Annotated in this window: 20 protein-coding genes; 14 read left to right on the top strand and 6 right to left on the bottom strand. The window is 59.0% G+C overall.

Annotated features, from left to right (window positions below; all coding sequences use genetic code 11):
- Window positions 1-22: 22 nt before the first annotated feature.
- The 8 genes from U3654_RS15515 (at window position 23) to U3654_RS15480 (ending at window position 10,074) form a co-directional block, all read left to right on the top strand.
- A complete protein-coding gene (locus U3654_RS15515; protein WP_416384526.1) occupies window positions 23-1,936 on the top strand; it encodes an OmpA family protein in 1,914 nt (637 codons plus the stop codon).
- Window positions 1,923-2,249, top strand: coding sequence for a hypothetical protein (locus U3654_RS15510; RefSeq protein WP_324752449.1), 327 nt, complete (start codon window positions 1,923-1,925; stop codon window positions 2,247-2,249). The genes U3654_RS15515 and U3654_RS15510 overlap by 14 nt, the downstream gene beginning before the upstream one ends.
- A 186-nt stretch (window positions 2,250-2,435) precedes the next feature.
- Window positions 2,436-4,070, top strand: a complete 1,635-nt coding sequence (locus U3654_RS15505) for a peptidoglycan-binding domain-containing protein (RefSeq protein ID WP_324752448.1) — start codon at window positions 2,436-2,438, stop codon at window positions 4,068-4,070.
- A 98-nt stretch (window positions 4,071-4,168) separates the two neighbouring features.
- A complete protein-coding gene (locus U3654_RS15500) occupies window positions 4,169-5,002 on the top strand; it encodes a flagellar motor protein MotB (protein ID WP_324752447.1) in 834 nt (277 codons plus the stop codon).
- A 125-nt stretch (window positions 5,003-5,127) separates the two neighbouring features.
- The gene (locus tag U3654_RS15495; protein WP_324752446.1) at window positions 5,128-6,432 is read left to right on the top strand and encodes a flagellar hook-basal body complex protein; all 1,305 of its coding nucleotides are present in this window, start codon (window positions 5,128-5,130) and stop codon (window positions 6,430-6,432) included.
- 64 nt (window positions 6,433-6,496) lie between these two features.
- Window positions 6,497-7,951, top strand: a complete 1,455-nt coding sequence (gene flgK, locus U3654_RS15490; protein WP_324752445.1) for a flagellar hook-associated protein FlgK — start codon at window positions 6,497-6,499, stop codon at window positions 7,949-7,951.
- A 3-nt stretch (window positions 7,952-7,954) separates the two neighbouring features.
- The gene (locus tag U3654_RS15485) at window positions 7,955-8,962 is read left to right on the top strand and encodes a flagellin (RefSeq protein ID WP_324752444.1); all 1,008 of its coding nucleotides are present in this window, start codon (window positions 7,955-7,957) and stop codon (window positions 8,960-8,962) included.
- Window positions 8,959-10,074: a flagellar basal body P-ring protein FlgI gene (locus U3654_RS15480; protein WP_416384525.1), complete on the top strand. Its 1,116-nt coding sequence runs from the start codon at window positions 8,959-8,961 to the stop codon at window positions 10,072-10,074. The genes U3654_RS15485 and U3654_RS15480 overlap by 4 nt, the downstream gene beginning before the upstream one ends.
- Window positions 10,075-11,102: 1,028 nt before the next feature.
- Here U3654_RS15480 and glpK read toward each other — a convergent pair.
- Both glpK and glpD read right to left on the bottom strand, forming a co-directional pair.
- Window positions 11,103-12,602: a glycerol kinase GlpK gene (glpK, locus tag U3654_RS15475; RefSeq protein WP_324752443.1), complete on the bottom strand. Its 1,500-nt coding sequence runs from the start codon at window positions 12,600-12,602 to the stop codon at window positions 11,103-11,105.
- Window positions 12,603-13,155: 553 nt separating this feature from the next.
- The gene (gene glpD / locus U3654_RS15470) at window positions 13,156-14,766 is read right to left on the bottom strand and encodes a glycerol-3-phosphate dehydrogenase (protein ID WP_324752442.1); all 1,611 of its coding nucleotides are present in this window, start codon (window positions 14,764-14,766) and stop codon (window positions 13,156-13,158) included.
- Between the two features lie 261 nt (window positions 14,767-15,027).
- On the opposite strand from glpD, the gene U3654_RS15465 reads away from it, so the two are divergent.
- Window positions 15,028-15,807, top strand: a complete 780-nt coding sequence (locus tag U3654_RS15465; protein WP_324755301.1) for a DeoR/GlpR family DNA-binding transcription regulator — start codon at window positions 15,028-15,030, stop codon at window positions 15,805-15,807.
- 36 nt (window positions 15,808-15,843) lie between these two features.
- On the opposite strand, the gene fliP is transcribed toward U3654_RS15465, so the two are convergent.
- From fliP to fliF, 4 genes are read right to left on the bottom strand one after another with little or no spacing between them, the layout of a single operon-like run.
- A complete protein-coding gene (fliP, locus tag U3654_RS15460; protein ID WP_324752441.1) occupies window positions 15,844-16,572 on the bottom strand; it encodes a flagellar type III secretion system pore protein FliP in 729 nt (242 codons plus the stop codon).
- Window positions 16,569-16,865, bottom strand: coding sequence for a FliM/FliN family flagellar motor switch protein (locus U3654_RS15455; RefSeq protein WP_324752440.1), 297 nt, complete (start codon window positions 16,863-16,865; stop codon window positions 16,569-16,571). The genes fliP and U3654_RS15455 overlap by 4 nt, the downstream gene beginning before the upstream one ends.
- Window positions 16,865-17,455, bottom strand: a complete 591-nt coding sequence (locus U3654_RS15450) for a flagellar biosynthesis protein (RefSeq protein WP_324752439.1) — start codon at window positions 17,453-17,455, stop codon at window positions 16,865-16,867. The genes U3654_RS15455 and U3654_RS15450 overlap by 1 nt, the downstream gene beginning before the upstream one ends.
- Window positions 17,452-19,071: a flagellar basal-body MS-ring/collar protein FliF gene (gene fliF, locus U3654_RS15445; RefSeq protein WP_324752438.1), complete on the bottom strand. Its 1,620-nt coding sequence runs from the start codon at window positions 19,069-19,071 to the stop codon at window positions 17,452-17,454. Before fliF ends, U3654_RS15450 begins: the two co-directional genes overlap by 4 nt.
- 122 nt (window positions 19,072-19,193) lie before the next feature.
- Between fliF and U3654_RS15440 the strand changes: the two genes are divergently transcribed.
- The 5 genes from U3654_RS15440 (at window position 19,194) to U3654_RS15420 (ending at window position 23,867) form a co-directional block, all read left to right on the top strand.
- Window positions 19,194-19,694, top strand: a complete 501-nt coding sequence (locus U3654_RS15440; protein ID WP_324752437.1) for a flagellar basal body-associated FliL family protein — start codon at window positions 19,194-19,196, stop codon at window positions 19,692-19,694.
- A gap of 9 nt (window positions 19,695-19,703) precedes the next feature.
- Window positions 19,704-20,069 carry a hypothetical protein gene (locus U3654_RS15435; protein ID WP_324752436.1) on the top strand — a complete coding sequence of 122 codons (366 nt, stop codon included), beginning with the start codon at window positions 19,704-19,706 and terminating at the stop codon, window positions 20,067-20,069.
- A complete protein-coding gene (locus U3654_RS15430) occupies window positions 20,066-20,659 on the top strand; it encodes a MotE family protein (protein WP_416384524.1) in 594 nt (197 codons plus the stop codon). Before U3654_RS15435 ends, U3654_RS15430 begins: the two co-directional genes overlap by 4 nt.
- 71 nt (window positions 20,660-20,730) lie before the next feature.
- Window positions 20,731-21,600, top strand: coding sequence for a flagellar motor stator protein MotA (motA, locus tag U3654_RS15425; RefSeq protein WP_324752435.1), 870 nt, complete (start codon window positions 20,731-20,733; stop codon window positions 21,598-21,600).
- A complete protein-coding gene (locus tag U3654_RS15420; protein WP_324752434.1) occupies window positions 21,597-23,867 on the top strand; it encodes a hypothetical protein in 2,271 nt (756 codons plus the stop codon). The genes motA and U3654_RS15420 overlap by 4 nt, the downstream gene beginning before the upstream one ends.
- Window positions 23,868-23,921: the final 54 nt, after the last annotated feature.

Raw genomic sequence — 23,921 nt, 5'->3', positions numbered from 1 at the left:
TTTCATAACGATTGGGCCACTCATGCGCCTTTCTTCTGTTTTCGCGATTGCCGGAACGTTTTTCTTGGCAGCGATTCTGTGCCTCGTCGCTGCCGGCTTTTCGGTCCGCGTGATTGAGGACAACGCCCGCCGCAGCGTGCGCAGCGAGTTGGACAAGGAAGGGATGACCTGGACCGACGTCGACGCCGACGGTTTGCAGGTTTTTCTGGCCGGGGTTGCGCCCAGCGAGGCCAAGCGTTTTGCCGCGCTGACAGTGGCGGGGCGCATCGTGGATGCGGCGCGGGTGATCGACCAGATGCTGATCGAGGATTCCGCCGAGATCGCGCCGCCCCGCTTTTCGGTTGAGATCCTGCGCAACGATCACGGGATATCGCTGATCGGGCTGATCCCAGCGTCGATGGATCGTGAGGATTTCCTTGAGGATATGGCCGATGCTGCAGACGGCGCAGAGGTATCGGATTTGCTGGAGGCCGCCGATTATCCGGTGGCCAGTGGCTGGGACGCCGCCGTGCGATACGCCATACGGGCGCTGGGGCAGCTCCCGCGCGCCAAGATTTCGGTCGATTCGGGGCGCGTCGCGATCATCACAATGGCCGACAGTCCCGAAGAGAAACTGGCGCTGGAGCAGAGCCTTCAACGGCGAGTGCCTGCCGGTCTGCGTGTGTCGGTGGACGTATCGGCGCCGCGGCCTGTCATCACGCCCTTTACCCTGCGCTTCCTGATCGAAGATGGCGTGGCACGCTTTGATGCCTGTTCGGCTGATACGCCCGAGGCGCAGCGAGAAATTGTCGAGGCCGCCCGCGCTGCGGGGCTGGAGGGTGAGGCGGACTGCACCATCGGTCTGGGCGTTCCGACGCCTGCGTGGGGCCGCGCCGCCGTTCGGGCGATCACCGCGCTGGGCGATCTGGGTGGCGGCAGCGTGACCTTCGCCGACGCCGATATTGCGCTGATCGCCCCCCAAGGCACGCCAGAATCAAAGTTCGACGATATTGTCGGCGGGCTGAACAGCGATTTGCCCGATGTCTTTGCCCTTCATGCCGTGTTGCCGCCACCGGACGTCGAGGGCGCTCCGGTGACCCCCGAATTCATCGCCACGCTGTCGCCCGAGGGGCAGGTGCAACTGCGGGGCAAGCTGGGCAGTCAACGGTTGCGCGAGACGGTCGACAGCTTTGCCAAGGCGCGGTTCCGCTCGGACGCGGTCTATGTCAAGGCGCGCGTCGTCGAGGGGTTGCCCGCCGAATGGCCGGTGCGCGTGCTGACCGGCCTTGAGGCGTTGGGATATCTGGCGCAGGGCGCCGTTGTGGTGACGCCCACCAATCTGACTGTAACCGGTCAGACCGGTCGCAAGGACGCTAGCGCGCAGATCGCAGGCCTTCTGGCGGAGAAGCTGGGCGGCGCAGCACAATTCGATATCGACGTGACCTACAAGGAGGCGCTGGATCCGGTTGCGGGCCTGCCCACCCCCGAGGAATGCATTGCGCAGATCGCCGCCATCCAATCGCAGCGCAAGATCAATTTCGAACCCGGCTCGTCTAACATCGACGGCAATGGCGCAGCGATTATGAACGATATCGCAGACATCCTCCGCAAGTGCGGCGATATTCAGATCCAGATCGGCGGCCACACGGACAGTCAGGGCCGTGAGGAGATGAACGAAGAGCTGAGTCAGGGCCGTGCAAATGCCGTCCTAGAGGCGCTGCGCTCGCGCCGGGTGTTGACGTCGAGCTATACCGCAAAGGGTTTTGGCGAGAGCACGCCCATTGCCGGAAACGACACCGAAGAGGGCCGCGAGGCGAACCGTCGTATCGAATTCAAGCTGATAGAGGCCCAGCCCACGCCGGACTCGGACAACTCGGGGCTTGAAAGCGCCGCAGAAGAGGGGCAGGAAGAGGCAGGCGAAGCGACGGAAGAAAGCACGGGCGATGAACAGGACTGAGTTTATCATCGCGACAGCGATCATTTTATTCGTTGCCTTTGCACTGGGTTGGTTTGCGAACTGGCTGGTGCATCGCTTTATCCGCGTATCACATTCCGACGTCGGTGAGTTGGATCGCATGGCTCAAGAGCTTCACGAGGCTGAGGAAACGCGCGATCAGGCAATCACCTATCTGCAGCAGCGCGAGGCCGAGCTGACCAATCAGCTAAGCCAGACCGAAGCCGAACTGGCCGCAACAATGGACGGCCTGCGCGAGGCACGCCAAGAGGCCGAGCACATGCGCGCCCATATCGAACGGTTCAGTCAGGACTAAGCGCGCGGATCGGGCCATGCGCTGCGCGATCAACCATCTTTGAGTACTTCTGGAAACGATGAAAGCCCGCCGGTGCGTTGTGTCGGCGGATTTTTGGTTTTTTCCAAGGCTGGACTTTCAAATTTGTCCGAACTGTTGGACAAGTGTTCCCGACGGCATCGCCGATCGTGGTTGGAGGGCTGCAACATGCAGATATTCACGACCCTGAAACTTGCTACGCTGGCTGTGATCTTGGCGGGCGCGGGCTGGGCCGAAAACGTCGCGCTGATCTATGGAGACGCGGGGCAATCTCCGTTTTTCCTCAGCGGTGAGCGCCTGTCTGCCTCCACCTTTGAGGCGCCATTGAAGGAGGCCGGTTTTACTGTCGTGCAGCCCACCCGTCGCGACGCGGCCGCCATGCGCCGTGCCGCGCAGGAGGTGCAGACGATGCTGGACGACGGTCAGGTCGAGCGACTGCTGATTGTGGTCTACGGTCCCTTCGCTGGGAATACGCGCGATAATTGGTCGCTGTCCAATGACGCGGTGGGCGCCAGCAGCATTACAATCGGCGCGACTGGAATGTCGATCAACGCACTGTCGGACATGGCCCAGAGGTCCGGCCGCGGTGTCGTCATGCTGGCTCCGGGGCGTATGCCGAAATCGCTCGGGTCGGGGCTGGTGCCGGGCCTGGGCGACATCACGTCGGTCGGGGAGGTGACCTATATCGTCGGTGACGCGGCCGCATTGAGCGATGTTCTGAGGGGCGGTCTGCTGGAACCCGAGACCAGCTTTGCCGCGCTGGCCGCAGGTCTGCCGTCCGGCGTGCGAATGTCGGGGTATGTCCCGGCGGATTTGGGTTTCCTAGGGCAGGCAGCCGCAGCGGGAAACGGACAGATGATGCAGGCCGGATATTGGCAGGCCATCCGCGATGTCGACACGATCGAGGCCTACCGCATGTATCTGCGCGCTTATCCTGATGCTGCCAATCGCGCACTTGCCCAAGAGCGCATCGTCATTCTCAGGGGCGAGCCGCAGCGTCTGGCGCGCGCCGCTGAGGACCAGCTGAACCTGAGCGACGAGGCCCGCAAGGGTATCCAGAGGGACCTCAAGGCGCTGGGCCATTATGGCTCGGGCATCGATGGACGTCTGGGCAAGGGTAGCCGGGCGGCCATCGGCGCGTGGCAGCGCACGGGTGGGTTTGAAGAGACGGGGTATCTGACGGGCAATCAGTTGTTTGCGTTGCGCACCGATGCCAAGGCGCACGCGGCTGAGGTGGCCGCTCAGGAGGCTGAGACGCGCGAACTGCAGGAGCGCGAGGAGCGCGCCTACTGGTCCGAAACCGGCAAGGATGGAAGCGAGGTTGGTCTGCGTGCTTATCTGGGGCGCTACCCCGATGGTGTGTTTGCAGAGGCCGCGGGCGCGGGTCTGGCGAAAATCGAAGATGATCGCCGCACCGAACAGGACGATGCCGAACGCCGCGCTTGGCGAGAGGCCCGCGCGGGCGACACGCCGGATCACTACATTTCGTTCCTCGAGGCGTATCCCAAGGGCCGCTATGCCGCCCGCGCCCGCAATCAGCTTGACGCGTTTCAAGCTGTACCCGGCGGGTCGGACGATATGGCCCGCGCGCAGGCCGAAGAGGGCGAGATCGCCGATTCAGGCATCAGCCGCCTGATGATCGAGCGCCGCCTGGACGAGGCCGGAGCGCAGCCGGGCGCTGTCGATGGGCGCTTTGACGCGCAAACGCGCGAGGCTATTCGCTGGTATCAGGATTCGCGCGCCATTCCCGTCACTGGGTATCTGTCACGTGTGACGATGCTGCGGCTGATGGCCGGTCGATAAGACCGGGTCGTGTCGGAAACCCCTACAAATTGAAGTGTTAACGGCGCCGTAATACCTGACTGCTATCTCTTGCCTTGGGTGAGTTAAGAGGTGGTGAGATGAGCGCGCACAGCAATGCGGCGCCAGTCATCATCAAGAGAAAGAAGATCGTCGCTGGCGGCGGGCATCATGGCGGTGCCTGGAAGGTCGCGTATGCGGACTTTGTCACGGCGATGATGGCGTTCTTTCTGTTGATGTGGCTTTTGAGCGCGACGACTGAAAAACAACGCAGGGGACTGGCGGATTATTTCAGCCCAACCGTGCCGATCAGCCGAATTTCCGGCGGCGCCGACGGCCATTTCGGCGGTGAGAGCCTCATGGCGGAGGATATCCTGCCCCAGGATGGTCTGGGTGCGACGAACCGACGTGCAACGGAATCGCGCCTCGCACGTGGCGAAACCGGCGTCGGCTCTGATGCCGCGCTGGAGGAGTTGCAGCGCAAGCTGGACGCCACCCTGAACGGGCGGAGCGGCGAAAGCATGGTGTCGCCCAAGCTTAAGCGGCACATCATTACGCGCGTCACCGATGAGGGGCTGGTGATCGAAATTTTTGACATCGCAGACGCACCCCTCTTTGAGGAGGGTGGTGCACAGCCAACGCAGGTATTGCTTCAGTTGACTGCGCTGCTGTCGGAAATGGGCGGCCTAGTGCGCAATCGTGTAGCTGTCGAGGCTCATATACGCGCTGCGCCTATTGTTCTGAAGAATAATCCGGTGTGGGACATCTCAACTCAGCGCGCCCAGCACATGCGCGAGATGCTAATGCTGGAGGGCCTGCCGTCGGCACGTTTTGCCCGCGTGACCGGCCATGCGGATCGGGACCCGGCTGTGCGAAATCCGATGGCAGTCCGCAACAACCGGCTAGAGGTGGTATTTCTGCGCAGCGATATCTGAAATCGCTGTGCGGACCCCCGCAGACCAGCAGGGGATCGAAACGATTTTATCTGTTAGCCGGATGTTAAAGGAGCGCGCGTATATCTGGTCGTCGATGATAGTCGATGCAGCAGAAAGGCGTATCCATGACAATTTCTTCTTCGCTCAATGCGGGTGTGGCGGGGCTCAATGCCAACGCAAACCGCCTGGCCGCGATTTCGGACAATATCGCAAATTCGGCCACATACGGATATAAGCGGGTCGAAACGGATTTTCAGTCCATGGTCCTCAGCGGAAATGGCGGCAGCTATTCCGCCGGAGGCGTACGGTCGGTCAACCAACGACTGATCGATCAGGGCGGTTCGCTGACCACGACGTCGAATGCTACGGATCTGGCCGTTCGAGGTCGAGGAATGTTGCCGGTCGCGCGGTCCAGCCAGATAGGCGCTGGCAACGGTAACCAGCAGATGCTTCTGACGACTACAGGCTCGTTTCGTGCTGATGCAGACGGAGTTCTGAAGACGGCAGGGGGTCTGGTTCTGTTGGGCTGGCCAGCCAATCCCGACGGCACGGTGCCCGAATTTCCGCGTGATACCGTAGACGGGCTGGAGCCAGTCCAGATCAACATGAATCAGTTGACCGGCGAGCCGACGACATCGATCAATCTGGGTTTGAACCTGCCTGCAACCGATACTAATGCCAGCGCGGACGGCACCGGCCAAAACCTGTCGGTAGTGTATTTTGACAATCTTGGAAAACCGGAAAATGTAGAAATCGGTTTCACGCCAACTATTCCCGGCGCTGGGGACTCGAACGAGTGGACTATGACCCTGACCGATACTGCTCAAGGTGGTGCCGTAATAGGAGAGTACACGCTGAGCTTCGACGATTCACGCGCTTCGGGCGGCACTCTTCTGAATGTGGCGACCGGGGCCACCGGCGGCGCATACGACGCCGCGACCGGCTCGCTCATCGTCAATGTAGCAGGTGGGCCTATGGAGGTGAATATCGGCATGCTGGGCGCGCCGGACGGGCTAACTCAACTGGGGGACAAGTTCGCGCCATTGGCGATCTCAAAGGATGGCTCGCCGGTTGGCAACATGACATCTGCCGAGGTTGACGAAAACGGGTTTGTCCATGCGTCTTTTGATACAGGGGTGACGCGTATCATCTATCAGGTGCCACTGGTCGATCTTCCCAATCCGAACGGTATGGTGTCTCTCGACCAGCAAACCTTCATGCCGTCGCCTGATAGTGGTCCGTTCTTCCTGTGGGACGCCGGCGCTGGACCAACGGGCGATATCGTGTCCTTCGCCCGTGAGGAAAGCGCCACCGACGTGGCGCGCGAGTTAACGGATATGATCCAGACCCAGCGTGCCTATTCCTCGAATGCCAAAGTCATCCAGACGGTCGACGAGATGCTGCAAGAAACGACGAATATCAAGCGTTAATACGACGATGATAGGCGGGCGCGCCCGGCGCGCCCGTGCCGAAATCTAAGCGAAGGATATCACAATGAGCATTACTTCTGCACTGTCCAACGCGCTAAGCGGCCTCTCGGCGAATGCGCGCGCTGCTGGCGTCGTGTCGGCAAACCTCGCCAACATCCAGACCGACGGGTATGGCCGCCGCGACATCGCGCTGTCTCATGATCGCTACGGCGCCGGGGGCGGCGTTCGTGTGACCGGCATCACGCGTCACGTCGACGCCGGCGTGCTATCCGATCGCAGGCTGGCCGACAGCGCGCTCGCACATAGCGAAACGCGCGCGCAGTTCCTGAAGGAAGTTCAAGGAGCGGTCGGCACGCCGGACCAACCCGGATCCCTGTCTGCCCGTATCGCGGCGCTGGAGGCGGCGTTGATCACGGCCGCCAGTCGCCCGGAGGCGGACAACCGTCTGCAACAGGTCTCACAGCGCGCCGTCGAGGTTGTCGCGGGGTTCAATAACGTGTCCGATGATATCCAGTCACAGCGTATGCGCGCCGAAGAGCAGATCGAAAGCGCCGTGCGCGGCCTCAATGCCGATCTTGGGCAGGTTCGCGATCTGAATGTTCAGATCCAGAATGCACAACGGCGCGGTCATGATCCATCCAGCCTTTTGGATCATCGGCAAGTCGTCGTCGATCGGGTCGCCGACATGATCCCAGTGCGTGAGGTGCCGCGTGACGACGGCGCCGTTGCACTGATGACTCCGGGCGGTGCACCGCTGGTTGACGGCCCGAGCGCAACGCTCGAGTTCACGCGCTCGAATGACATAGCGCCACATATGACGCTGGATGTAGGTCTGCTTTCAGGGATCAAGATCGACGGCCGGGACATCGCGCCGGCCGGAATGCGCAGCCCGATCTCGGGGGGGCGCCTTTCGGCCCTGTTCGAGGTGCGCGATTCGCTTTCGGTTGATGCGCAGCGGCAGGTCGATGCCTTGGCGCGTGACATGATCGATCGCTTCCAGGATCCCGCCCTAGATGCGACTAGGGGCCCGACCGATCCCGGTATCTTCACCGATGCCGGTGGCGTCTTTAATGCCGCAGATGAAACTGGCGTTGCGGGCCGTATGCAGCTGAATGCGCTGGTCGATCCCGCTGCGGGCGGCGAGGCGCGCAGATTGCGCGATGGGCTGGGCACAGCTGGTCCGGGCGCCGCAGGCGACGCCGGGTTTCTTCATGCGCTGGGCGATGCATTATCGGGCAGTCGGGCGATGGCTTCGGGTGATCTGGGCGGCGGGTCCGGTTCTACGGCGCAGCATCTGGGCGCGATGGTGTCGCAGCTTGCACAAACTGCGCTGGCCGAGGATCGCGCCACCAGTTTCGCAGCCGTCCGCCAAACCGGCCTCGAAGAGCGGCTACTGGCCGACGGCGTTAATTCCGACGAGGAAACAGCCCGTCTCCTGTTGATTGAGCAGGCCTACAGCGCCAATGCCCGGATGATCCAGACGCTCGATGAAATGATGCAAACACTTCTGAGGATTTGACCCATGAACTTTCATGCACTAGGCGATTTGGCCCAATCTTTGACATCGCGCCGCCAAAGCGCGAGCGTTCAATCCGATCTAAGCCGCTTGACGCAGGAGCTGTCTTCTGGCCAGGTATCCGATGTCGCACGACATCTGAACGGAAGTTTCGGCCAACTTTCTGATATCGAAAACCAGATTGCCCTCAATGACGCGCGCAAGTCCGCCGGCGCCGAAGCATCGTTTCAAGCTGCGACGATGCAGACCGCGCTCGAGCAAGTTCAATCTCGTCTTACGGATGTGTCCGAATTAGCGTTGTTTGTGAGCGACGTGAATGGTGGGCCTGCACTGGACGCTGCATCGTCCGTCGCGCGCGACTCGCTGGACGCAATGGTCTCGGCGCTGAACAGCGAGGTTGCTGGGCGGCCCATTTTTGCGGGAACCTCTCTGAATAACGCGCCGTTGGTCGGTGGCAGTGCTTTGATGGATGCTGCGCGCGCGGTTGTATCGGGTGCGACCGACGCGGCATCGGTGACTAGCGCTATGGACGCATTTTTCGATGATCCAAGTGGCGGGTTCGAGACACTTATTTACAACGGCGGTACGGATGATTTGTCGCCTGTTCGCCTTGGCGCGGGCGAATCCGTCCGACTTTCGATACGCGCCGACGATCCAGTGCTGCGCGCCACCATGAAAGACGTCGTTATGGCCGCGCTTGCGGGTGACGATGCGCTAACGCTGAATGGAGCGGAACGGAGCTCGCTTTTGCGGCAGGCGGGGGGGGCAATGCGTGCGCAGATAGATGAAGTGACGAATCTGCGCGCAGATCTGGGTTATGCCGACGATCGCATTGGACAATCCCAATCGCAGAATGCGGCCGAACGTACCTCATTGCAAATGGCGCGTGGCGAGCTGCTGTCGGTCGACAGGTTCGAAACGGCGAGCGCGCTGAAAGATGTGCAGTTTCAGCTTGAGATGATCTACACCCTTACCGCGCGCACGTCGCGCCTCAATCTGGTGAATTTCCTTTGATACAGATAATCCGCTTTCTCGTCGTTGCATGCATTTCTGTCTGCATCGTTGCGCCACCGGTCTCGGCCAGCCAGATCCGTATCAAGGACTTGGTCGAATTCGACGGTGTGCGCGGCAACGACTTGGTTGGTTACGGCCTTGTCGTCGGATTGAACGGCACTGGCGACGGTCTACGCAACGCTCCATTTACCGAAGAGATCATGTCGAATATACTTGAGCGGTTGGGAGTCAATGTGGCCGGCGAGCAGTTTCGCCCAAAGAACGTGGCGGCGGTTCTGGTGACCGGCAGCTTGCCGCCCTTCGCGCGCGCCGGCGGACAGATCGACGTGACTGTATCGGCCATCGGCGACGCCGACAGCCTCTTGGGCGGCACTCTTGTGATGACGCCGCTTAATGCGGCAGACGGACAAATCTACGCCGTCGCGCAGGGAACGATCATTGCGGGCGGCGCAGCGGCCAGGGGTGACGCCGCCACAGTCGTCCAAGGTGTTCCAACCTCCGGCACCATCCCGGCCGGCGCACGTGTGGAGCGCGAGATTGCATTTGAGCTCAGCTCTCTCGACCAGCTGCGGCTGGCTCTGCGCGAGCCGGACTTCACCACTGCCGGGCGTATTGAGAGCGTGATCAACGGCAACTTTGGTCGCGCGGTCGCGATTATGCTCGATAGCGGAACTGTGCGTCTCGACATTGGTCGTACAGGCATGCGATCGCCAGCGCATGCGCTGGCCCGTATCGAGAACCTGCTGGTCGAACCTGAAAGAAAAGCGCGCGTCGTCGTCGATCAACGCTCGGGCACGATCGTCATGGGACAGGACGTGCGCATTAGCCGTATCGCCGTATCGCAGGGCAATTTGACATTGCGCGTCGAGGAGGCGCCGATCGCCGTGCAGCCAAATCCCTTCGCGGAAGGCGAAACAGTTGTCGTTCCGCGCACCAACGCTCAGATCGAAGAAGAACCGGGAATCGGTCTGGCAGAGGTTCCGCCGGGCACGACATTGTCTGAGGTGGTGGCGGGATTGAATGCGCTGGGCGTAGCCCCGCGGGACATGATCGACATTCTGAAGAGCATTAAGGCGGCAGGTGCGCTTCACGCGGAATTCGTCGTACGTTGAAGCTGAACTTCGTGGCCAGTGGAAGCAGCGATCGGATCGCGGCCAGTGGAAGCAGCGATCGGATCGCGGCCAGCGAGGCCATGGTCCGATACGTCGCTGCAACTGGTCGCGGATCTATATGCTGCGTCCAATGATACAGACAGTCATCTGAGCAATTTTATGACGGGGCACCTCGCTACGTTTTTGAGCTCTCGACATTGGCGGCGCGGAGCGGTGCGGAATTGTCGTCCAGTGTTCATCATTGCGGCGGAAGGTCGTCCATCGGTGTTATATCTGTTAAGCACACACACAGAAGTTCGCCGTCCGTCCCGGTGGTTTCCGGTTCAACGAAGGGCAACTGCCCCGAAATTTGAAGAATGTGGCGTGGAGTTTTCTCAGCAAGGTGAGTGAGGGAATTCTGATGAAGATAATGAGAGCCGGCGACCCCCATGACATTTCGTCCCTGTGTTAGGCTGCAGGCAGCAAGCGGCCTGCTGGTCTCGAAGTTGCGCCGCGACCATGGCATTAGCACGGCGTCGTTTTGTTAGTCGGGCAAAGTATGGTGGCATCCGCGCTAGGTAGCACCTGTCGGGTGATAGATGGATTCATTGTCAGCCAGATGAAGTCGGCTGAGGGCGAGGGCAGACGTCTTAACAAGGTGCTCGCTGAACTCAGCCAACAGAACCAGCTGCTAAAGGATGTCCGCAAAGCGTAGGGCTTCGAGCTACGTTTTCTGAATCTACGAAACGTGAAAGGGGTGCCCATGAAACGACAAACGGGCCTATGGGATTTACTCTGCTCTCGTTGAACCCCGCTTCCAGTCCCCCGAAAAGACTAAAGCGAGATTTGCCAGATATCCTAGCTGTGCATGAGGGGCCAAGCATGACCTATGGCTCGATGAGCTTAGCAGCGAAGTTCTTTTCGCAGTGGCGATCTGTGCCGCTTTATATTGGCGACAGGTCTCGGGATCGAGGCCCGATGTTGACTTGATCTGTCGTATTGGATGTGGCGGTGCTTCTGTCTTAACCCGCGATCAGGGTCAAATCAGGTCAGAATGATTGGGCCGCATCGACTGCACGCTGCCATGTCTGGTATTTGGCATGGCGCGTTTCGTTCGACATCAAGGGGATGAACTTGCGGTCCAAGGCCCACATCTGGGCAAAGCGTTTCTGATCGGGGTAAAGACCCGCGCGTTCACCGGCCAGCCAGGCTACGCCCATCGCTGTGGTTTCCATCGTGGCGGGCCGGTCGACGGGTGCGTCGATGATGTCAGACAGGAATTGCATAGTCCAATTGGATACGCTCATCCCGCCATCCACCCGTAGCGTAGCGCAGCCCGCGCCGCCGTCAGTTTCGCTGTTCCAATCCAACCGCATTGCCTCAAGCAGATCGCGCGTCTGATAGCCAACGGATTCGAGCGCGGCACGCGCCAGTTCGTTTGGGCCGGAATTTCGCGACAAACCGAATATCGCGCCGCGACATTCCGCGTTCCAATAAGGCGCTCCAAGACCAGTGAAGGCTGGAACCAGGATCACGTTTTGTTCAGGATCGGCGGCCTCGGCCATCGGTTGGGCCTCATGCGCCGAGCGGATTATCTTTAGCCCGTCGCGCAGCCATTGCACGACGGCGCCCGCAACAAAGATCGACCCTTCGAGGGCATATGTCGGCTTTCCGTTCAGCTGATAGGCGATTGTCGTGAGCAAACGGTTGTGCGAGCGAACTGGCGTGTCGCCGGTATTGAGCAGTGCGAAACAGCCTGTACCGTAGGTCGATTTCAGCATACCGGCCGAAAAACAGGCTTGCCCGATGGTCGCAGCCTGCTGATCGCCCGCGACACCGCAAATCGGAATGGGCCGGCCAAAGAGGTCATCGCGCGTGGTGCCGAAATCGGACGAGCAGTCACGCACCTCAGGTAGCAAGTCCATGGGAATGTCTAGCAGATCGCAGATCGTGCGGCTCCATCGCCCCTTGTGAATGTCGTAGAGCAACGTACGCGCAGCATTGGTTGCGTCGGTGAGGTGAGATTTTCCGCCGGTCATCTTCCAGACTAGAAAGCTGTCAACGGTGCCGAACATCAGATCGCCTGCGCGGGCCGCGGCCCGCGCGCCGTCGACGTTGTCGAGTAACCACTTCAGCTTGGTTCCGGAAAAATAGGGGTCCAGTAACAGGCCAGTGCGCTCGGTGAACATCGGCTCAAGGCCGTCATCTCGCAGTGAGGCGCAGATCGCGGCGGTGCGCCTATCCTGCCAGACAATGGCATTGTGAATGGGATGACCGGTCCTACGGTTCCAGACCAATGTCGTTTCGCGTTGATTGGTGATACCAATCGCGGCAATGTCGGTGGGCGTGATCCCCGCGCGGTCGATGACGTTTCTGCAGGTGTCGACGACGGTCGACCACAGATCGGATACGTTATGCTCGACCCAGCCCGATTGTGGGTAATGTTGGGGAAATTCCTGGTGGGCGACTGCGCAAGCGTGCAGCTTTTCGTCAAAGAGTATGGCGCGGCTGGATGTGGTGCCTTGGTCGATCGCGAGAATGTAGGTCATGCTGTCTCGAATATGCGATTGCGTGGGGTTTGGGACGTGCAAGTGGCGCGCCCGGTGTCGATTGTTGTCTCAAGGATCTCATTAGCTCATCGTAGCCGATACTCTTCGGTTTTTCATCCTTGCTGTCGAGTTCGCTCCTGGGCAGAGCCGACTCTTGCAACCGTAGGGGGCAACTAACTCGCCGTGCGGGTGATCGCCGGTGTCGCTCCTGATGCAGGCGCGTTCCCTTAGTCAACCGTCAATATATTTCCACCCCCCCGCTCATCTCGGTCTGCTTGCAAAGATATTGCGACTGACACGGCGTCGCACGTGTCTGGCCAACACAGCTGCGCAAACTTGGAGCAGCCAGGTAAACTAGTGCCCAAAAACAATCAACGCACGTGGTCGGGGGATGGTGGAGTTCCCCGTGGCCGCTAAGATTGTAAGTGCGTCGCGTGGAATCGCTCAGGCCAAATTTTGCAGGGCCAGCTTTGCATTCCTGATAGGCGCGCCGGGTCGGCGACGTCGGCAGGGCAGCACCAGCGAAACGCCCTCCAGCTTGGGGGTAATTACATCACACTGGTGACTTTGCGAGCGTGGTCGACGCAACTCTTTTGGCTAGACGCGCACTCATGTAGTGATCCAAGGCTTCGACCTGTTCCACTGTAATGCGCAGCCCTAGCTTCGAACGCCGCCACAGCACGTCCTCGGCGCTTGCCGCATATTCGCGGTCCATTAGCCAATCAACCTCGGCGGCGGTTAGCGTCGCACCAAAATCCTGGCCCAAATCGGATGCGTTGTCTGCCTTTCCAAGTATATTCTGTGCGTCGGTGCCGTAGGCGCGGAAAAGGCGGCGAGCCCACACAGCGCTCAAAAACGGATAGCGTCTTTGCAGATCGTCAATCCTGGACGCGACGTCGCCAACAGCGAAATCGCCACCGGGCAAGGGCACGCCAGCAGTCCAATCGCCGGACATACCCTCGATTTCATTGCCGATCAGATCCATTACGCCTTCGGCCAGACGTCGATAGGTGGTGATCTTGCCGCCGAAGATGTTGATGACAGCCGCGCCCGCAGATTTATCCACCTTCAGCGTATAGTCCCGAGTCGCCGCCGTCGCCGAGGACGAGCCGTCGTCATAGAGTGGACGCACGCCTGAATAGGTCCAGACGATGTCTTTCGCCGAAATCGGCTTTTTAAGGTAGGCGTTCACGAAATCGACCATATAGACTTGCTCTTCGGGTGTGCAGACTGGTGGTGTATCGGGGTCCGAATGTTCTTGATCGGTCGTGCCGATCAGGGTGAAGTCGGTCTCGTATGGGATGGCGAACATGATACGCCCGTCGGTGCCTTGAAAGAAATAACATTTGTCGTGCTCAAACAGTCTCTTGGTTACGATGTGACTGCCGCGTACCAGTCGCACACTGTCGTTGCTGTGCGAATGAATTGTGTTGCGGATCACCTCGCCCACCCATGGGCCACCGGCGTTCACGATCATGCCGGTGCGATGAGTTCGAGTTTGGCCAGACGCGACATCCTTGAGCGTGACATGCCAAATGCCGTCTTTCTCAACTGCCGACATGACTTGCGTCCGGGTCAAAATGCGCGCGCCGCGCGCTTCGGCGTCGCGAGCGTTCAGCACGACGAGGCGCGAATCCTCGACCCAGCAGTCGGAATACTCATATGCCTTGGCAAAGCGGTCCTGAAGTGGGCGACCCTCAGCGGCTGAGGTCAGATCGACGGTCGTGGTACCGGGTAAAATCCTGCGACCACCCAGATTGTCATAGAGAAAAAGACCCAACCGGATCAGCCATGCTGGTCGCCGCCCCCGCATCCAGGGCATGAAGAAATTCAGCAGCTTCGAGGTTGGCGTATCGCTCTCGAAGCGCATGTCCTTGTGATATGGCAGCACAAAGCGCATGGGCCACGAGATATGCGGCATGGCGCGCAGCAGCGTTTCTCGCTCGATCAGGCTTTCGCGGACGAGGCGAAATTCGAAGTATTCCAGATACCGCAGCCCACCGTGAAAGAGTTTGGTCGAGGACGAGGACGTGGCCGACGCCAGATCGGACTTCTCGGCCAGCGTCACCTTCAGACCCCGGCCCGCTGCATCGCGCGCAACGCCGCAGCCATTGATGCCACCGCCGATGACCAGCAGGTCGCAGATATCGTCCGCATGTGACATGCAATCCCTCGCAATTTCTTGGTAGCTGCCGGCAACTTAACAAGCGATGACGAAAAGAACAGGTTTTACTTTCGGTTTTGCGCGACTTTATGGTGTGGGCGAAAGTATCATAAAGATTTGAAATAAAGGTGTAAAACCCGCAAGATGTGGGTCAGCCAGGCTTGCAGCCACAACGGACGCAAAAAAAATTGCCTAGCGAAGACTGGAATCTGATACCAACGCACATTACCGCGCATAGTTGCTCTCAGACCGGAATTCATGATGTCCCAGACCATCCGCTACCCTGAAATCCTCGATATGACGCGGCGCGATGGCAAGGTCACAGTCGAACATCTGGCCAGCCATTTTGGCGTTACATTGCAGACTATTCGCCGCGACCTGTCTGATTTGGCCAAAGCGGGCAGGCTGGAGCGCGTGCATGGCGGTGCGGTCCTGCCATCCGGCACGATCAACATTGGCTACGAGGAACGTCGCCGCATCAACGCTGAGGGCAAAAGTGCCATCGCCCGCGCATGCGCCGCCCAAATTCCCGACGCCAGCGCCATTTTCCTAAACATTGGCACCAGCACCGAGGCCGTCGCGGCCGAGTTGATGCATCACCGAAACCTGTTGGTTGTCACCAACAACATGAACGTGGCCAATATCCTCGCCCAGAATCGCGACTGCGAAGTCATCGTGACGGGAGGATTGCTGCGCCAGTCCGACGGCGGGCTGATTGGTGACATCACCAAAACGTCGATTCGCCAGTTTAAATTCGACATTGGCGTGATTGGCTGCTCGGCGATTGATCTGGATGGCGACATACTCGATTTTGACGTCGGGGAGGTCGGGGTCAGCCAGGCGATCCTCAAGCGCTCGCGGCGGCGCATGCTGGTTGCTGATCATAGCAAGTTCAAACGTACAGCGCCCGCTCGCATCGCGTCACTGGCCCAGATCGACATGTTCTTTTCCGATAGGGCGCTCGATCATGAACTAAAGGCGCGCTGTGACGCGTGGCAGACGGCCGTCATCACCGGCGGCACCGTATCGAACGGGTCTTAGTATCCCCATGGCGTCAAGCCGGTGAAGGGGGATGGCCTAGAAGTATCCCCTGACCAGACTGCTGGCGATCAACGACCATCCATCGGCGATGACGAAGAATGCCAACTTGAAGGGGAGCGACACGATTGCCGGAGGCACCATCATCATACCCATCGACATCAATATAGCAGCGACCACGAGGTCGATGATGAGAAATGGCAAAAAAACCAGAAAACCAATCTGAAACGCGCGCGCAATCTCGGACAGCAAAAAGCTGGGGATCAACACCGACAGCGGTGCATCGGGGCCCGGCGCGATACCGCTGGCATCGGGGCGCAGCGCGGCCATGGCGGAGAAGGTATCACCGTCTAGACGACCTGCCATGAAGCTGCGAAATGGCTCGAGCGTGCGGGTAATTGCGGTCTCGATCGGGATCGTTTCCTTGAGCAGCGGGTCCAATCCCTGCTCCCACGCAGTCATGAAGACGGGTTCCATGACAAAATACGTCAAGAAGAGCGCGAGGCTGACGATCAGCATGTTGGGCGGCGATTGCTGAAGGCCGATACCTTGCCTCAGGATGCCGAGAACCGTGACCATGAAGGGAAAGCAGGTGATCATGATCGCAAGGCCGGGTGCGAGACTTAGAACCGTGATCAGTGCCAGCAGTTGCAAGGTGCGTGCCGACAGAGAACCACCATCGCCTAGCGACAGCGATAGATCCTGCGCGGCTGCTGGTCCGCCCAGTACCAACAGCGCGATTGCGATCAGGGCAGCGGGGCGTATCATGCTAAGCCGTCTTGAAGATCGGCGACTTCGGTCAGACGCACGGCCAGTTGGCCTTTCTGCTCACCATCCATCTCTTCCAGTTCGCCGCGAGCGATCAGTCGGTCCCCGACATAAAGCTCCACCGGATCATCGACGCGCTTGTCGAGCGGCAGAACGGCGTCCTTGCCCATTTTTAACAGGTCGCGGATCAACGGGCGCGCCTTTCCGACCGAAATCGTAATCTCGATTGGTACAGAGGAAAACGGGTTCGTCGGCTCTGCGTGGCGCGTCGGCGTTTCGACTGTCGTGTCCATTATGCTGTATCCTTCTTTTGTTCTTCGAAAAATCCGGTGACGGCCGTGTCGATCTGTTTCAAAACGGCATCAAGGTCGATTTCCTGTTCGGTTCCGCCGGCGCGCACATGTACCTGACCATCACCCAATGACACCTCGGTGCTGATCGTCACGTCCTTGATCTCGTGATCGTCAACCAACGTCTTGAGCGTGTCAGCGTTTGACGGCGCCGTGATCAGCTGAATCGGGCCGCTTGTGACATCCTTTGCCATCGTGGCCAGCATTTCGATGACGCGCTCGCCTAGCGTTTTGCGGGCAAGTTGGGGCAGAACGCTGTTGACCATACCGGTCATCAACGGGCGCAGTGCAGCCAACAGATCGGCCTGCGCTTCTGCATGGGTGAATGAGATGTCCTGTAGGTTTCCTGCGAAATCGGTCGAGATGCGGTCGACGTCGTCGTTGGCCGCCTTGACGGCATCCTGCCAACCAGCCTTGTACCCGGATTCGAATGCTTCAAGCCGCTCCTCTTCGAGTGACACATCGCTCATCGAGATACTCTGCGCCCCCGGTTCGGTGGTGAAGTCCTCAAGTAGGTGTGAAATGCCCATCATGCGTTCTCCTCTTCCCCTTCAAGCCAGGAGCGCAGGATTTCCACGGTTTCCTCTTGGCGGTCGGTGATCATGCCGCGAAGCCGTGCGACCGGGTCTTCGCCCGCCTCATGACTGGCGGCGATGGCGCTACGCCCCGACACGACGGGCAGGCTTGCTTCGTCCATGTCCGACGTGTCGATTTCACCGGTTAGGGCGTCCCCTGTACCGCTCGATGATGCGGCTTGGATAGCAGACGCTCCGTCGCCACGAGGCGCGGCAAGAGCCATCGGGCCTTGGCCTTGCGATTGCGACAAGACCGGACGGATGACAAAGAGACCGAGGATCAGCGCGACCAGACCTAACACCGCAGCCTGTATTAGCGACATGACGTCGAGACCCAAGGATGCGAACAATGATGGCTGGGCGGATGTACCAAGTGCTGCAAGCGGTTCGAATTGCAGTGATTTCAGGGTGATAACGTCGCCGCGCGCCTCGTCAAAGCCAACGGCGGACGCGACCAGCTCGCGCAGCGCCGACATCTCGGCCTCCGGACGTGGCAGGAACGTCTGAGCGCCGCTGTCATCAAGCCCCAGCGTGCCGTTGACAAGAACCGCGACGCTGAGCCGCTTGATTGCGCCGGGGGCCTGAGTGATCTCACGCTCGGTTTGCGAAACTTCGTAGTTTACGCGCTCGCGGGTTTCATTTGTCTGACTACTTGAGCTGTCGCTCCCGGCGCCGTCGCCATCGGGCAGATTCGATGCCACAGTCACGTCACCGCCGCCCTCGTCTGAGGCCGAGTTCGTGCGCTCTTCTGTGTCGGTGCTAATGGCAACACGGCTGTCGGGGTCGATCGTTTTTTCACGAATCATTTCAGTGGTCTTGACCGTATCGACGCTGACCTCGACGACTGCGTTGCCAGGCCCTACCCGCGCCTCGAGCAGGCGCTCGACGCGCTGGCGCATCGTGTCAGAGCGATCCTCGCCGACATTCGATGGCGCCTCTTCGGCGCCGCCAATGAGTCCGCCTGAACTGTCTATGACCGACACGTCGTCGGCCGTCAGCCCCGCAACGGCGCTGGCCACGAGAAACTTCAGCGCTTTCGCATGTTTCGCGGGCAACTCGCCGCCAGAGGACGTGATCATGACTGATGCCGTCGGGCGCACGTCGCGTTGAAATGGATTTGAACCGGTATTTGCTATGTGCACGCGCGCAGCAATGATCGACGGATTGGCAATGATCGTGCGTGCTAATTCGCCTTCTTTGGCGCGCCAATAGGCTGCGTCGAACATCTGCGACGTAGTGCCGAAGCCCGAGAGACTATCGAGCAACTCGTAGCCTTGGCTGGAGTTGGTTGGCAAACCCTCGCTTGCCAGGGTCATACGCAACGTGTCGCGTTGGGCCGAATCGACGAAGATTGCTCCGCCTCGGACCTCATAATTGACACCGCGCTGTTCGAGCGCGCGCACGACCTCACCGGCCGGGCCGCTTTCGAGACCCGCGTAGAGAAGGTTCAGGCTGGGCGTCGTTGCCATGCGTGATAGGCCGACGATCGCTGCGAAGATTGCGACGCCTGCGAGGACAATGATGATTCGTTTGCGCGGATCCAGAGCGGTCCAAAGGGTCGCGATATTCTGCAATTTCTTTGCCTCCTCATGTCCAGCGTTCTGCCGGACGGTGAGGTCATCATTGGTCCATCAGCCTTAACAATCGGTTAGTGCCTGCCGACTATGTTGGTCCGGACGCAAATGAGGTTCGGAACATGGCTGATAAAAAGACAGGCGAGGGCGAAAAACCCGCCAAACGTTCGAAAATGCCTTTGATACTTGGCTTGGTGTTGGCGCTTGCCGGGGCGGGTGGCGGATTTTACGCGGTCTGGTCGGGGCTGATCCTAGGCCGCGAATCGCAGTCCGGGGTCGCGACCCGCAAGGTCGATGATCATGCGGCGATCGGTGCGATGCCCGACATCGCATATGTACCGGTAGAGCCGTTGGTGATCTCGCTGGGCGATGGTGCCTCAGGCAAGCATCTGAGGTTTCGCGCCCAGCTGGAAGTCGCGCCGGATCATCTCGCGGAAGTCGAGAAATTGATGCCGCGTGTGGTCGATGTGCTGAATTCATATCTGCGCGCGCTGGCAATCGGCGACCTGACCGACAAGGCTGCGTTGACGCGCCTACGTGCACAGATGCTGCGCCGTTTGCAGGTTGTGACGGGCGAAGGGCGGATCAACGATTTGCTCATCATGGAATTTGTATTGAACTGAGGACGAAAAATGGAACTGATCGCCGATATTTTTTTGGTTGCTGGCGCGCTGGGCGCAGGCTTTTACTGCTACATCCTTTCGCGGCGTCTCAGCCGTTTTACCGATCTCGAGACCGGAGTTGGCGGGGCAGTGGCCGTGCTGTCGGTGCAGGTTGATGATTTGACCAGAGCGCTGGAGGCCGCGCAGGCAACTGCTGGTGCCTCGGGTGACTCGCTGGAGAACCTGACCGACCGTGCCGAAAGCGTTGCCAAACGCCTGGAGTTGATGGTCGCCTCGATGCATGATCTGCCGCCGGCCGCGCAACCGGCACCTGAAGTGAAATCGCCACTGGGCCCGATCTTTCGCCGTCATGACTCGGCCGGAGCGTCCCAATGAGTCGAACAGGAAAGAGCAGACGCAAAAGGACGGTACGCGGAGGGCTGATGATGATCTCTGGATTGCTTGTCGCTTCTGCGGCTCTACGGCTTGGTGGAGATGCCGGTCAGGCTTGGGCGCGCGTCGCAGATGCGCCATTCGAAAGCACGCCGGGCAATACGTCGTCGGCCTGCGCCACGGATGATGATTTGCATGACATGCTGAAGAGTTTTCAGTCGCGAGAGGCGCGCATCAAGAAGGAGGAAAGCGAGATTGAAGATCGTCGACAGGCGCTAAAGCTGGCCGATCGGCAGATCGAAAGCAAGCTCGCCCGCCTGCAGGAGGCTGAAGAAGAGCTGCGCCAGACTTTGACGATGGCCGATACCGCCGCCGAAAGTGATGTCGAACGTTTGACGAAGGTCTACGAGAGCATGAAGCCCAAACAGGCTGCGGCTCTTTTTGAGGAGATGAATCCCGATTTTGCGGCAGGCTTTCTTGGACGGATGCGACCCGAGGCAGCAGCGGGAATCATGGCGGGGCTCAGTCCACAGGCTGCGCACATGTTCTCGGTCGTACTTGCCGGTCGCAACGCTGGCGCCCCGAAAGAATGATCTGCCGGATGCTCAGCCAATCTTAACCTGAAACGGGCAGTCTGCTGCCAAATTCGTTGTCGGAGAAAACAATGCTCGGTCTTATCGGTATCGTGGTCATCTTTGTGATGGTGTTCGGAGGCTATTTGGCAGCGGGCGGCAAGCTTGGCATTATCATGAAGTCGCTTCCCTTCGAAATGATGATGATTGGTGGCGCTGCAACTGGAGCGTTCTTGCTTGGCAACGACATGGCCGCCGTCAAACATACGATCAAAGACATCGGCAAGGTGTTCAAGGGGGCGAAATGGAAGCAGGGCGACTATCGCGATCTTCTTTGCCTTCTCTTCGAACTGGTGCGTTTGGGAAGGCAGAACCCGGTTGCCATTGAAGAGCATATAGAAGCGCCGGAGGACTCCTCTATTTTCAGTAAATACCCAAGGATTTTGGCCGACAAGGAGGCTGTTGCTCTCATAAGCGACACGTTGCGCTCGGCCTCAATGAACTACGACGATCCGCATCAGGTAGAGGAAGTGCTGGAAAAAAGGATGGATGCAACGCTGCAACATGCGCTTCATTCCAGCCACGCCCTGCAAACTGTCGCGGACGGCTTGCCAGCCTTGGGCATCGTCGCTGCCGTGCTTGGTGTGATCAAGACCATGGCGTCAATCGACCAGCCTCCTGAAATACTGGGTAAAATGATCGGCGGCGCATTGGTGGGCACGTTTTTGGGCGTTTTTCTAGCGTACGGTCTGGTTGGTCCCTTCGCTGCAAAGGTCAAAGCTGTCATTGAAGAGGATGCGCATTTTTACCAGCTGATACGCGAGGTACTGGTCGCCAATCTTCACAATCATGCGACGAATATTTGCATTGAAGTCGGCCGGCAAAATACACCTTCCCACTGCAGACCGACCTTCGGTGATTTGGAAGAGTCTCTCAAGATGGTCAAGCAGGACGCGGCATGAAGGTATTGAAACTAATCGCTTTTGCTTTTGCCGCCGTTTTGGCGCTTGGCGCACCGCAGCTGAAAGCGCAGCAGGCGCTGGTGCGGTCTGGAGAACATAATGGTTACACGAGGGTGGTCGTCGATCTTCCGCGACGGATGCCCTGGAAAAGCACTGGTTCGGGGAAAAGTAGAGAAATTATTTTCGGTAGTGGCAAACTCTTGATCGATGTCAGTCAAGCCTTTGATCGAATTTCGGGGGACCGTCTGGCTTCGATTGATGCTCTGGAAAATGGGTCCGGAGTGCGACTGGGCATGAACTGCAATTGCGATCTGGACATATTTTGGCACGGTTCGTCCATGTTGGTTATCGATGTTCGGGATAGCCACAATGAGAGTCCGGATGCTGAAACGATGCTGGATGCTGCGACGGATAAGGCCGATTCGCGGGCGCGGCGGACCACTGTTCTGGAATCGCTGGGCGGTCTAGTTTCCTATGGATCGCAAGACTCTGCGGTGGCCCTGATTAGCGCATATCTCGACTCTAACCCATCATTAGGCGGGACCACAGTGATGCAAGATCAGAAGATTGATCAAGCGCGGCGGTCGATCGCAGAGAGCATCTCGCGGGCGGCGACCTTGGGGCTGATTGAGGCCGATGTTAGGATCCACACGAGGCGTAAGGACTACGAGGCTGCCAAAAAAACGGGCTCACTAACAGCATCGCGCGCGAGTGGGGCGGCTAAGCAAATGCAGGTCAATTTGGATACTAGGACCGGTGCAAATCCAGAATTCCTGAAAGAAAAATCTCCACATTTGCAGAATATTTTAGGTCGACCATGCGTCGCAGACGAACTAATGGACGTCGGCGCTTGGGGGACGACCGCGACCTTTGCCGAGCAGGTTGGTCCCGCAAGAAGAGCGCTGACAGAAGAATTCGACCGATACAGAGCTGATGCTGCTTTGGACATGGCGCGTCTGTACGCCTTTTTCGGGTTCGGAGTCGAAGCGATACAGATTCTAGAAACTACCAATGCTGAAAGCGATGCTGGCGACGTCGTTCTGACCATGGCGCAATTGATCGATTTTGAGAGGACAGACAGCCCGATTTTTGCGCAGCAGATGGACTGCGATTCCGATGCGGCGCTATGGTCAACACTGGCGGTTGGTCAGATTGGCCCGGATCGACTGCCCAATATCGATGCGATTCTACGTGCGCTCGTCCGTTATCCCGATCATCTCAGAGAATTGCTTGGTGCCCGCTTGGCCAGGATACTATCCGGTGGAAACCATGGTGCCGCCGCGGCGCGTATATTGCGTTTACTTGACCGGCATGTTGGCCCACAAACACCACCTCATGCGCTCGCTCGGGCCGAAACGGAGATGTCTTTGGGTCGCGCTCAGTCCGCCGACATGCAGCTGAAAGCAGTCGTCGAGTCGAACAGCGATTCGTCTGCCACAGCGTTAATTGACAGGATCAACACGCGTCTGTGGGTTGGTGATCCGGTGTCGGCCGAGATGGTCGATCTGGTTGGCGGATATGCACAAGAGCAACGCGATACGGCCATAGGTCCCGACCTCGCGCGCGCATACATCGGAGCTCTGGCTGCCGCTGGCCTCTACGACTCTGCATTCGACGAGATGAAGGCAAGGGTTGACGAGGAAGACCGCGAGTCGTTTGAAAGGACCGCCGACATTGTCGCGTCTTACACCGTCAAGAACGCTGGTGATCTTGTCTTTCTCAAGCATTTTATGCTGCCGAATGCCTCGACCTCATCTGGCATATCCAATCCGATCGCCAACAAAATATCTGAAAGGCTAGCTTCTTTAGGCTTCTACAAAGAAGCATTGACTTATATCTCTGGCGCCGTCGATGGAGAGGCTCTGCAGGAGCGACGCATCTTACGAGCCAAGATCAACTTGGCGCAGTCGTTGCCTCGCGCCGCAATGGTAAACGTTCTTGGGCTATCGGGACCGGATGCCGATGGTTTGCGCGCAGATGCATACTCCCAATTGGGCGAGCATCGATCTGCGCATGCTCTCTACATCTCACTTGGCAAAACTGATGACGCGCTTCGTGAAGCGCTGCTTGCTGAAGAATGGGGTGATGCGAAGGACTTCGCAGGCCCAGTTCTGAACGAAGTGATTGGGGACATGAGTTTTGAGAGAAATGCTGACTCGACAGCAACCTTGGCACGCAACCGAATACTGTTGGAGCAAAGTGCTGGGGCGCGCGAAAACATCTCCCGGATGCTCGAGGCGACCGACCGCACCATTGATCCAGGCTGAGATCCCGCCGCTTTCGTGGACGGCGAGTTGATCTCTTATGACTCATTCCTCGTG

Source organism: Roseovarius sp. Pro17 (assembly GCF_035599575.1).
Classification (GTDB): domain Bacteria; phylum Pseudomonadota; class Alphaproteobacteria; order Rhodobacterales; family Rhodobacteraceae; genus Roseovarius.
The sequence above is the reverse complement of the archived record's forward strand: the minus strand, read 5'-3'. Positions and strand labels throughout refer to the sequence as shown.

Bases quoted from the DNA above. Each gene is read 5' to 3' on its own strand.
- U3654_RS15515 (WP_416384526.1), top strand. From the start codon at position 23: ATGCGCCTTTCTTCTGTTTTCGCGATTGCCGGAACGTTTTTCTTGGCA.
- U3654_RS15510 (WP_324752449.1), top strand. From the start codon at position 1,923: ATGAACAGGACTGAGTTTATCATCGCGACAGCGATCATTTTATTCGTT.
- U3654_RS15505 (WP_324752448.1), top strand. From the start codon at position 2,436: ATGCAGATATTCACGACCCTGAAACTTGCTACGCTGGCTGTGATCTTG.
- U3654_RS15500 (WP_324752447.1), top strand. From the start codon at position 4,169: ATGAGCGCGCACAGCAATGCGGCGCCAGTCATCATCAAGAGAAAGAAG.
- U3654_RS15495 (WP_324752446.1), top strand. From the start codon at position 5,128: ATGACAATTTCTTCTTCGCTCAATGCGGGTGTGGCGGGGCTCAATGCC.
- flgK (WP_324752445.1), top strand. From the start codon at position 6,497: ATGAGCATTACTTCTGCACTGTCCAACGCGCTAAGCGGCCTCTCGGCG.
- U3654_RS15485 (WP_324752444.1), top strand. From the start codon at position 7,955: ATGAACTTTCATGCACTAGGCGATTTGGCCCAATCTTTGACATCGCGC.
- glpK (WP_324752443.1), bottom strand. From the start codon at position 12,602: ATGACCTACATTCTCGCGATCGACCAAGGCACCACATCCAGCCGCGCC.
- glpD (WP_324752442.1), bottom strand. From the start codon at position 14,766: ATGTCACATGCGGACGATATCTGCGACCTGCTGGTCATCGGCGGTGGC.
- U3654_RS15465 (WP_324755301.1), top strand. From the start codon at position 15,028: ATGTCCCAGACCATCCGCTACCCTGAAATCCTCGATATGACGCGGCGC.
- fliP (WP_324752441.1), bottom strand. From the start codon at position 16,572: ATGATACGCCCCGCTGCCCTGATCGCAATCGCGCTGTTGGTACTGGGC.
- U3654_RS15455 (WP_324752440.1), bottom strand. From the start codon at position 16,865: ATGGACACGACAGTCGAAACGCCGACGCGCCACGCAGAGCCGACGAAC.
- U3654_RS15450 (WP_324752439.1), bottom strand. From the start codon at position 17,455: ATGATGGGCATTTCACACCTACTTGAGGACTTCACCACCGAACCGGGG.
- U3654_RS15440 (WP_324752437.1), top strand. From the start codon at position 19,194: ATGGCTGATAAAAAGACAGGCGAGGGCGAAAAACCCGCCAAACGTTCG.
- U3654_RS15435 (WP_324752436.1), top strand. From the start codon at position 19,704: ATGGAACTGATCGCCGATATTTTTTTGGTTGCTGGCGCGCTGGGCGCA.
- U3654_RS15430 (WP_416384524.1), top strand. From the start codon at position 20,066: ATGAGTCGAACAGGAAAGAGCAGACGCAAAAGGACGGTACGCGGAGGG.
- motA (WP_324752435.1), top strand. From the start codon at position 20,731: ATGCTCGGTCTTATCGGTATCGTGGTCATCTTTGTGATGGTGTTCGGA.
- U3654_RS15420 (WP_324752434.1), top strand. From the start codon at position 21,597: ATGAAGGTATTGAAACTAATCGCTTTTGCTTTTGCCGCCGTTTTGGCG.